This window comes from Cellvibrio sp., assembly GCF_053579595.1.
On sequence record NZ_JBRFPI010000196.1, the window covers coordinates 1 to 8,335 of the forward strand.

The 8,335-nt window shown below is 52.4% G+C and carries 6 protein-coding genes; 2 read left to right on the forward strand and 4 right to left on the reverse strand.

Annotation, left to right across the window (positions count from 1 at the left end; translation table 11 throughout):
- Nucleotides 1–1,194 (reverse strand): PEP-CTERM-box response regulator transcription factor (prsR, locus tag ACWA6V_RS12815; RefSeq protein WP_449522857.1); only part of this gene is annotated, 1,194 nt, incomplete at its 3' end.
- Between the two features lie 9 nt (nt 1,195–1,203).
- Nucleotides 1,204–3,249, reverse strand: a complete 2,046-nt coding sequence (prsK, locus tag ACWA6V_RS12820) for an XrtA/PEP-CTERM system histidine kinase PrsK (protein WP_449522858.1) — start codon at nt 3,247–3,249, stop codon at nt 1,204–1,206.
- 239 nt (nt 3,250–3,488) lie between these two features.
- Between prsK and ACWA6V_RS12825 the strand changes: the two genes are divergently transcribed.
- Nucleotides 3,489–3,890: a c-type cytochrome gene (locus tag ACWA6V_RS12825; RefSeq protein WP_449522861.1), complete on the forward strand. Its 402-nt coding sequence runs from the start codon at nt 3,489–3,491 to the stop codon at nt 3,888–3,890.
- 75 nt (nt 3,891–3,965) lie between these two features.
- Here ACWA6V_RS12825 and rep read toward each other — a convergent pair whose 3' ends face one another.
- Nucleotides 3,966–5,984, reverse strand: a complete 2,019-nt coding sequence (rep, locus tag ACWA6V_RS12830; RefSeq protein WP_449522862.1) for a DNA helicase Rep — start codon at nt 5,982–5,984, stop codon at nt 3,966–3,968.
- A gap of 231 nt (nt 5,985–6,215) precedes the next feature.
- Here rep and ACWA6V_RS12835 point away from each other — a divergent pair, with 231 nt between their 5' ends.
- Entirely contained in the window at nt 6,216–7,931 is a 1,716-nt protein-coding gene (locus tag ACWA6V_RS12835; RefSeq protein WP_449522859.1) for a putative bifunctional diguanylate cyclase/phosphodiesterase, read from the forward strand.
- A gap of 3 nt (nt 7,932–7,934) precedes the next feature.
- On the opposite strand, the gene ACWA6V_RS12840 is transcribed toward ACWA6V_RS12835, so the two are convergent.
- A partial coding sequence (locus ACWA6V_RS12840) for a magnesium chelatase subunit ChlI family protein (protein ID WP_449522860.1) occupies nt 7,935–8,335 on the reverse strand: 401 nt, incomplete at its 5' end.

Here is an 8,335-nt window from a genome sequence, read left to right on the forward strand (position 1 = left end):
GTCCCCGGCTTCAGCCAGGCCTAAATCTTCGCGCGTGATGTGCTTTCCATCGGCCATGATCACTGCGCGTTTTATTTTGTTTTCCATCTCGCGAATGTTGCCTGGCCAGGAATAATTTTCTATTGCGGCTATGGCGTCGGGGGTAAAGCCAGTGACATTCTGGCCGTGTTCCTTGGCAAATTTGAGTTTGAAATGGCGCGCTAGCAAGACCTTGTCGCCGAGGCGATTGCGCAGCGGCGGAATCATCACTGTCATTTCGCAAATACGATAGAACAAATCTTCGCGAAAGCTGCGGGCTTTTAGCATTTCTTGAAGGTTTTTGTTAGTGGGGGAGATCACGCGCAGATCGACAGGAATCTCGGAGCGTCCGCCGACGCGTTCAATAACCCGCTCCTGCAAAAAGCGCAAAAGCTTTGCTTGCAAATTGAGAGGCATATCACCAATTTCATCGAGAAGCAGGGTTCCCTCATTAGCAGTTTCTACTTTGCCGATGGTGGTTTTGTTGGCACCAGTGAACGCGCCTTTTTCGTAACCGAAGAGTTCGCTTTCGATCAGGTTCTCGGGCACCGCCGCACAGTTGATGGCGACAAAGCGTTTGCTTTTGCGCGGGCTCAATTGATGAATGGCGCGCGCCATTACTTCTTTGCCGGTTCCGCTTTCGCCGAGCAGGGTGCAGGTGACGGTAGTCGGCGAGATTTTTTCGAGCTGGCGGCAAATTTTCAGCAGTTGGGGATCATTGGTAATTAGCCCCTCGAGCGGTTCCTGCTGCGACAAACTGATGCGGCGGTTGTAGTCTTCCAGTTCGTGGATATGGAAGGCGCGCTGCACAATTAAATCGAGCGTGTTGGGGTCTACCGGCTTTTGATAGAAATCGTAGGCGCCCATGGCAACGGCGCGCAGGGCGTTGTCGCGGTCGGTTTTGCCAGTCATCACAATGACTTTGCTATTGGGCGAAATGCGCAAAATATCCTGGATGCATTTAAAGCCTTCATCGACGCCGTCCTCATCGGGCGGCAGCCCCAAGTCCTGGATAATCACGGCGGCTTCATGCAAGCGTAGGGCGGCTATGGCGTCCTGGCGGTTGTCGGCGACGACAGTTTCGTATTGGTCAAAATGCCAGCGCAATTGGCTTTGCAGGCCAGTGTCATCTTCGACAATCAATAAGATGGGTTTGGAAACGGTCGATTTACTCATGCGTGTGCGCTAATCCTTGTTCAGCGGGAGGGTAATGGTAATAGTGGTGCCTTCGCCCGGCTCACTGGCGACATTCAATGTGCCGCTCAGCTCGCTAATATATTCGCGCGACAGGTAGACGCCAATGCCCATGCCTTTGCCGGATTTGGTGGTCTCAAAGGGTTTGAATAAGCGGTTGTGGATAAAATCCCAATCCATACCCGAGCCGGTATCTGCAATGACGATAACGGCCGAGTTGTTATTGATTTGCAGTGTAACATGAACTTTTCCGCTGTCAGGCGTGGCTTCCTGCGCATTTTTGATGAAGTTGGTGATGGTCATCACTAATCGCACTTGATCGGCATTAATGGTGCGATAGTTGGGTTGGATTTCCGCCGTGAGTGTTGGGCTGCTGCGCTGGCATTCGTTGATGGCCTGCTGCACTACCTCGGTAATCGACAGGCGTTTCACCAGATCCGAGTCATCGCGGCGCAGCTTTCTGAGCAGGTTGTTCATGCGATCCACCGAGTTGCTGATGGTTTTGATCGCATCTTCAAAGAAGGCTGGATTACCTTTGTGTTTTTCGGCGTTGCGCACTACCAGTGCCTGCTGCGCAATCAAATTGTTTAGGTCGTGGATAATAAACGCGACCAGCTTGTTGTAGGTATCAAACTGGCGGCCTTCCACCAATTGCTCCGCCTGTTGATGGCGCTTGAGGTAGCTCGCGATCTGGCGCCCCATGGTTTTGAGCAAATCCAGGTCTTCCCAGGTGAGCGTTTCATCGCCACCGGGTTTGGTCAGCGCCATAAAACCCACTAACTCCTCGCCAACAATCAAGGGAAACATTAGCCAGAGGTCGGGGATGTTGTGCGCCCAATGGGGCAGCAATTCATTGTGCTGGCTGAGTGCTTCGTTGTCGCCGCTATCGGGGATAAATACCCACTCGGATTCAATAAAGGCGCGGCAGAAGGGGCTATCAACCGGCTCTTCCTGTAGATCGACAAAATTAGGCAAGTTAGCGCGATAGACCGGCTCGTAAAAACCCTGTTTGCGCAGCCAGATGGCTCCGCTGGGTGCCTTGGTAGTAGAGGCAACGGCGAAAAAGGCGCGCTGGTTGACCTCACTGGCCTCTGCCGGTTGGGCGAGATAGTTGATCAGGCGCAACCATTCGTTGCGGTAGTCGTATTTGTAGCGGAACAGGTGTTTATTGATCAACACCGATAACTTCATACGTATACGGCTGGATATGAACACAGTCGCAATCAGTAATACCGCGCCGACCAACAACAAGCTATAAAAGACGGTGCCCCAGTTACCACCGTACAAGCGCACGTAGTAACCGCCGAGCGAAAGTACGGTAATCAATACGCCCACACCCACCAATGAGGTGGTGTAAAAGGCGATCGGGCGCGAGAGGTTGAAGTTTGCGGGGCGGTCATTACGCTGCAATAGCAGCATGCCGCCCAGTGCCATAAACAGACAAGTGGCGATGGAGACAGCCGCGCGCGACTGCCACAGCATAGGGTCGAGCCCTTTGAAGATGAGTGCGTGGGTAAATAGATAGATGTCGTAGAGGAAAATCGCCGCCAGATTCATACACAGTAATTTGATCTGGCGATCATTCTCGGCAGCGTAGCGATAGAGTTGCTCAACACTGACCAGTGCGATAACGGCTAAGCCCAGAGCGAACCACACCGATAAACCCGCCTGGTTCATATTGGGAATAAACAGCATGGCGATCGCCAATGCGGTAATCGGCCAGCCCCCGCTAAATAGCAGCTGCAGACTGGTGGGTAGTTGTCTGCGCTGGGTATTGTGTTTGAGGCTCAGGCCGATGCAGAACACCCAGGCATTAAAATGCAGGTATTCAAAAATGATCAGCAGATAGAGCGGAATGGATTGTTCCGAAAATGACATGGCGATAGCGCCGAGATGCAGCGTATGCACAGCGGCAGCCCCGGCAAATAGCCAGGTTTTTTGTTTGCGCACCAGTTGGAACAAATAGGTAGCTGTCAGCAGGGCAGAAACGACTGCAGCGCTAAAGTAGGCAACAAAGGTGACGCTGTTATATTCCATACCGGCCAGAATCCTATGCGGAGGTATAAGTCGTGGCAATAAGCATAACAGTTGGTTGTGGCAGATCAAATCGCCATAAGATTCTTGTAACGACTATTAAATACTGCCATCGCCTGTGTGGGTATTTGCCGCTATAATGCGCGCCCAAAGATCGCCAGATATCCCCCCGAATTTACAACGGGCATGCTGGAACAGAGTTTCAGCGGCCTTATACTAACGAGGAAAACGCCGTGAGCCACATGAAAAAATTGTTCGGAATCCTGTTAATGACCGCGATGGTGAGCGGTACTGCCGTTGCCAATGACGATGAAGTCCAGGCGCGCATTGCTCCTGTGGGCAGCACCTGTATGCAGGGTGATGAATGTGCTGCCGCCCCGGCACCTGCCGCAGCAGCAGGTCCAAAGTCCGGCAAGGATGTGTATGCGGGTTTCTGCACTACCTGCCACTCTGCAGGTGTTATGGGCGCGCCTAAATACGGTACCGCTGCTGACTGGGCGCCACGTGCGGCCAAAGGTAAAGATATACTCTATACCCACGCGATTGGCGGTTTCAATGCCATGCCACCCAAGGGTATGTGTGCCGCTTGTAGCGATGATGAAATAAAAAGTGCGGTGGATTATATGATCGATGGCAGCAAGTAATCGGCTGCGGCGATGTGACAAAGGCGACCTTGGGTCGCCTTTGTTGTTTTTGCGGTAGAGGTATTGAGCGCAGTTTTAGTCGAACAGGTTGAGCAGGCTGGATAAGGTCTCTTCACCCTTGGCCAGGTTCTTGGCCTCGCTCTGCTCGCCAAAGCCTTCCCATTCCACATCCTCTCTTGGAAGCTCATCCAAAAAGCGGCTGGGGGTGGTTTCGCTCATCTCGCCAAACTGTTTGCGCTTGCCCGCGAGGGTCATGCTCAGGGTGCGCTGGGCGCGGGTGATACCCACATAGGTCAGGCGTCGTTCTTCTTCAATATTATTGTCTTCAATACTGTTGCGATGCGGCAGCAAGTCTTCTTCCATACCCACCATAAACACGTGGGGGAACTCCAGACCCTTGGAGGCATGCAGAGTCATCAGCTGTACCTGGTCGCTCAGGTCTTCTTCTTCCTGCCGCTCCATCAGGTCGCGCAGCACCAATTTGGCGATGGCGTCCTCAATGCGCGACTCTTCGTCTTCATCGTCATTGGCAGTTTTGTCGAGGCTCTTTTGCAGTGACTCGACCAAATAAAATACATTCTCCAGCCGCTTTTCGGCGGCTTTGGGGGTGTTGGAATTTTGGTACAGCCAGCCTTCGTAGTCTATGTCGCTGAGCATTTCACGGATTGCGCTGACGGGATTGTCCCCGCGGCAATTCTCGCCAACTTGTTTGATCCAGTGCGCAAAACGCTGCAAACGTTCCAGGTTTTTCTCGGGAATGCGACTCTGTAAGCCCAGCTCATCGAGAGCAGCAAATAAACTGATTTCGCGTTCGCTCGCATAACCGCCCAGGGCTTCCAGGGTGCTGGTACCAATCTGGCGGCGCGGGGTGTTGATGATGCGCAAAAAAGCGTTGTCGTCATCCGGGTTGACGATCAGGCGCAAGTAGGCCATGACATCCTTGATCTCGGTTTTGCCAAAAAACGATGAACCGCCGCTCATCTTGTAGGGAATCTGGTGATGTTGCAGTTTCATCTCCAGCAGACGCGCCTGGTGGTTGCCGCGGTAGAGCACGGCAAAGTCGCGGAATTTGTATTGCTTCTGTAAGCGTTGGGTGATGATCTCCGTAGCTACGCGCTCGGCCTCAGCCTCTTCGTTTTTGCAGCGGATTACCCGGATTGGATCGCCCAGGCCCATCTCGCTCCAGAGCGCCTTGTCGAATTCGTGCGGGTTGTTGGCGATCAGATGGTTGGCTACGCGCAGGATGCGGCTGGTGGAACGGTAATTTTGTTCCAGTTTGATTACCCGCAAGCTGGGGTAATCCTGCTTGAGCAGGCTCATGTTTTCCGGCCGCGCACCGCGCCAGGCATAGATGGATTGGTCGTCATCGCCCACCACGGTGAGTGCACCGCGGTTGCCGACGATAAGCTGAACCAGCAAGTACTGGCTGGAGTTGGTGTCCTGGTATTCATCCACCAGCAGGTAGCGGATTTTGCGCTGCCAACGGGCGAGCACCTCGGCATTGGTTTGGAATAGCTCGACCGGGATCAGGATTAGGTCGTCAAAGTCCACCGCGTTATAGGCGCGCAGCGCCTGGTTGTAGCGCTTGTAAATAATTGCGATGGTCTGCTCGCCGGGGCTTTGCGCCATACTCAAGGCGCGTGCCGGATTGACCAGATCATTTTTCCAGTTGGAGATTTGGTTTTGCACCAGATCGATATGGTCGTTATCCAGATCGCCCTCTTTGAGCATCAGCTCCTTGAGCAGCGAGCGGGCATCTTCAGAGTCAAAAATGGAGAAGCCGGGTTTGAAACCGAGGCTTTTGTGCTCGCGGCGAATGATGTTCAAGCCGAGGTTGTGGAAGGTGGAAACCGTCAGGCCTCTGGAGGCGCTGCCTTTGACCAGTTTGCTGGCGCGCTCTTTCATCTCGCGTGCAGCTTTATTGGTAAAGGTCAGTGCGGCTATGTGACGCGCGGGCATATCGCACTGCTCAATCAGGTAGGCGATCTTGCGCGTGATCACACTGGTCTTGCCGCTGCCCGCACCGGCCAACACCAGGCAGGGGCCATCAATATAGAGCACGGCTTCTTTTTGGCGGGGGTTGAGTTGGGTCACAGTGGCGGCCTTGAGCAGATGGGCGAGCATTCTAACAAGCCCGCCTGCGCTTGCAACGGCGATCTTGGACGCTATAACCACAAGCTCAGCGCGGAAAGTTTGTAGCGGTTATTTGTTATATAGCAAGCGTTTTGTTTGCCTGAAGCGACTGTTACCATTGTTGTGCTTTGGGTGCAAAAATTAGTGCCAAACGACTCGGATAAAAACGCGAGTTAAAAGGGATCGGGAGAGATGGGGAATAAGACAAAAATTTTATTTATCGACCGTGAACAGGGCGAGTACCTGCTCATTGCCGAGGTTTTGTCACATATTCGCCAAGTAGAGTACGAACTTGTCTGGTGCGACCAGCTGGATATCGCACTCAATAAAATTTTATCGCAAGAATTTGATGTGGCGCTGCTCGATTATTACTGGGGCGACACCAACGCCCGCGACCTGCTCAATGCGGCGCGCGTGCAAGCCTGTCAGACACCCATTGTGGTGATGACGGATGAAATGGAAACCGAAGTTGACCGCGAAGCTATCCGCGCGGGCGCGGCGGATTATTTAATTAAAGGCCAAATCGATCACCTGTTATTAGAGCGCACCCTGCGCTATGCCATAGAGCGCAAACAAACCGAACAACACCTCACACGCCTCGCGCATTACGATCCGCTCACCGATGTGCCCAATCGCATTTTATTCCGCGACCGCCTCGAACATGCGATTAATTTGGCCGAACGCGACAACGCCAGTTTTACGCTGATGTTTATCGACCTCAACGGCTTTAAACAAGTGAACGACAATTTTGGCCACGATGCGGGCGATGCGATTATCCGCATCTGTGCCGAGCGATTAAATGCGTGTTTGCGTCGCAGCGATTCAGTCGCGCGTATGGGTGGCGACGAATTCACGTTGTTGTTGCAAAAAATTGCGGTCAATACTGATGTTGCTCACATCGCTGAAAAAGTTATCGCGGCAATTGAACAGCCCGCCGAAATTAATGGCCATGAAGTGGTGGTGGGTTGCAGTATTGGCATTGCGATTTATCCGCAAGCCGGTCGCGATGCCGACACATTACTTAAGCATGCAGATATGGCGATGTACAAAGCCAAACAGGAAGACGGCAGTAGCTATCGCTTTTTTACCGAAATGATGAACCAGGACGTACGCCGTCAATTGCGGCTTGAGTCCGATTTGCGCGCAGCCCTTAGAAAACAGCAGTTTGTCCTGCATTACACTCCGCGTGTGGATGTGAGTACTGGCAAGGTGATCGCCCTTGAAGCAGTGCTGCGGTGGGACAAACCCGGTATGGGAATTTTAAATGCGAGTGATTTTATCGCCACCGCTGAAGAGACAGGCATCATCAACGCGTTGGGTTATTGGGCCATTCGCCAGGCGTGCAACGATTTAAAATTGTTACAGGAGTTTTGGGATGGTCCATTGATGATGGCGATCAATTTATCCATGCGCCAATTTAAAGATGACAATCTGGTGCACGAAGTTGCCCGCATTTTTGCTGACAACGATATTCAGCCTGGCGATATCGAATTTGAAATTTCCGAAACAGTTTTTGCTGACAATATTGAACTGGTTTCGTTATGCATGCGGCCGCTGTCATTTTTTGGTATTAATTTCTTACTCGCCAGCTTTGGCGCGCGCAATTCATCGCTGCTGCATTTACAGCGCTTGCCGATCAGCACGGTAAAAATCGATTTGAGTTTCTTGCAGGAATTAAATCGCAGCCATACCGATAAACGTTTGGTATCGGCCATGATTACGCTTGCACACAATCTTGGGAAGCTAGTTGTCGCTGAAGGTGTAGAAACCAAAGAGCAAAAAGAATGGCTTAAGGAAATGGGCTGCGATTTAATGCAGGGCTATTATTTTTCTGCACCCAAATCCTACGCTGAAATTATCAACTGGCTGCAAATGTCGGCATCACACCAACATCTGCTGCTCAATTAATCTTTATTGATTACTGCTCTGGCGATCAAGGGTGCGGTAACTCAGTGCTTCACTGATATCCACAGTGTTTACATTATCGCGCGCTGCCATATCGGCCAGCGTGCGTGCCAGTTTCAGCACTCGGTGATAAGCGCGGGTCGATAAACCCAATTTGTTAATCGCTTGTTCCAGCAGCGCCTTATCGCCTTCGGTTAATACGCAGTGGTGCTCCAGCTCTGGTGCACTGAGTTGGTGATTGGCTTTACCCTGCCGCGCGATTTGTCGCGCGCGCGCCTGTTCCACCCGCGCCCGGATCACACTGCTGTTATCGCCCTGGGTTTTGTTTTGTAATTCACCCTGGCGAAGGCTGCGGACTGGCACGTGCATGTCGATGGGGTCGAGCAGGGGGCCTGAGATCTTATCGC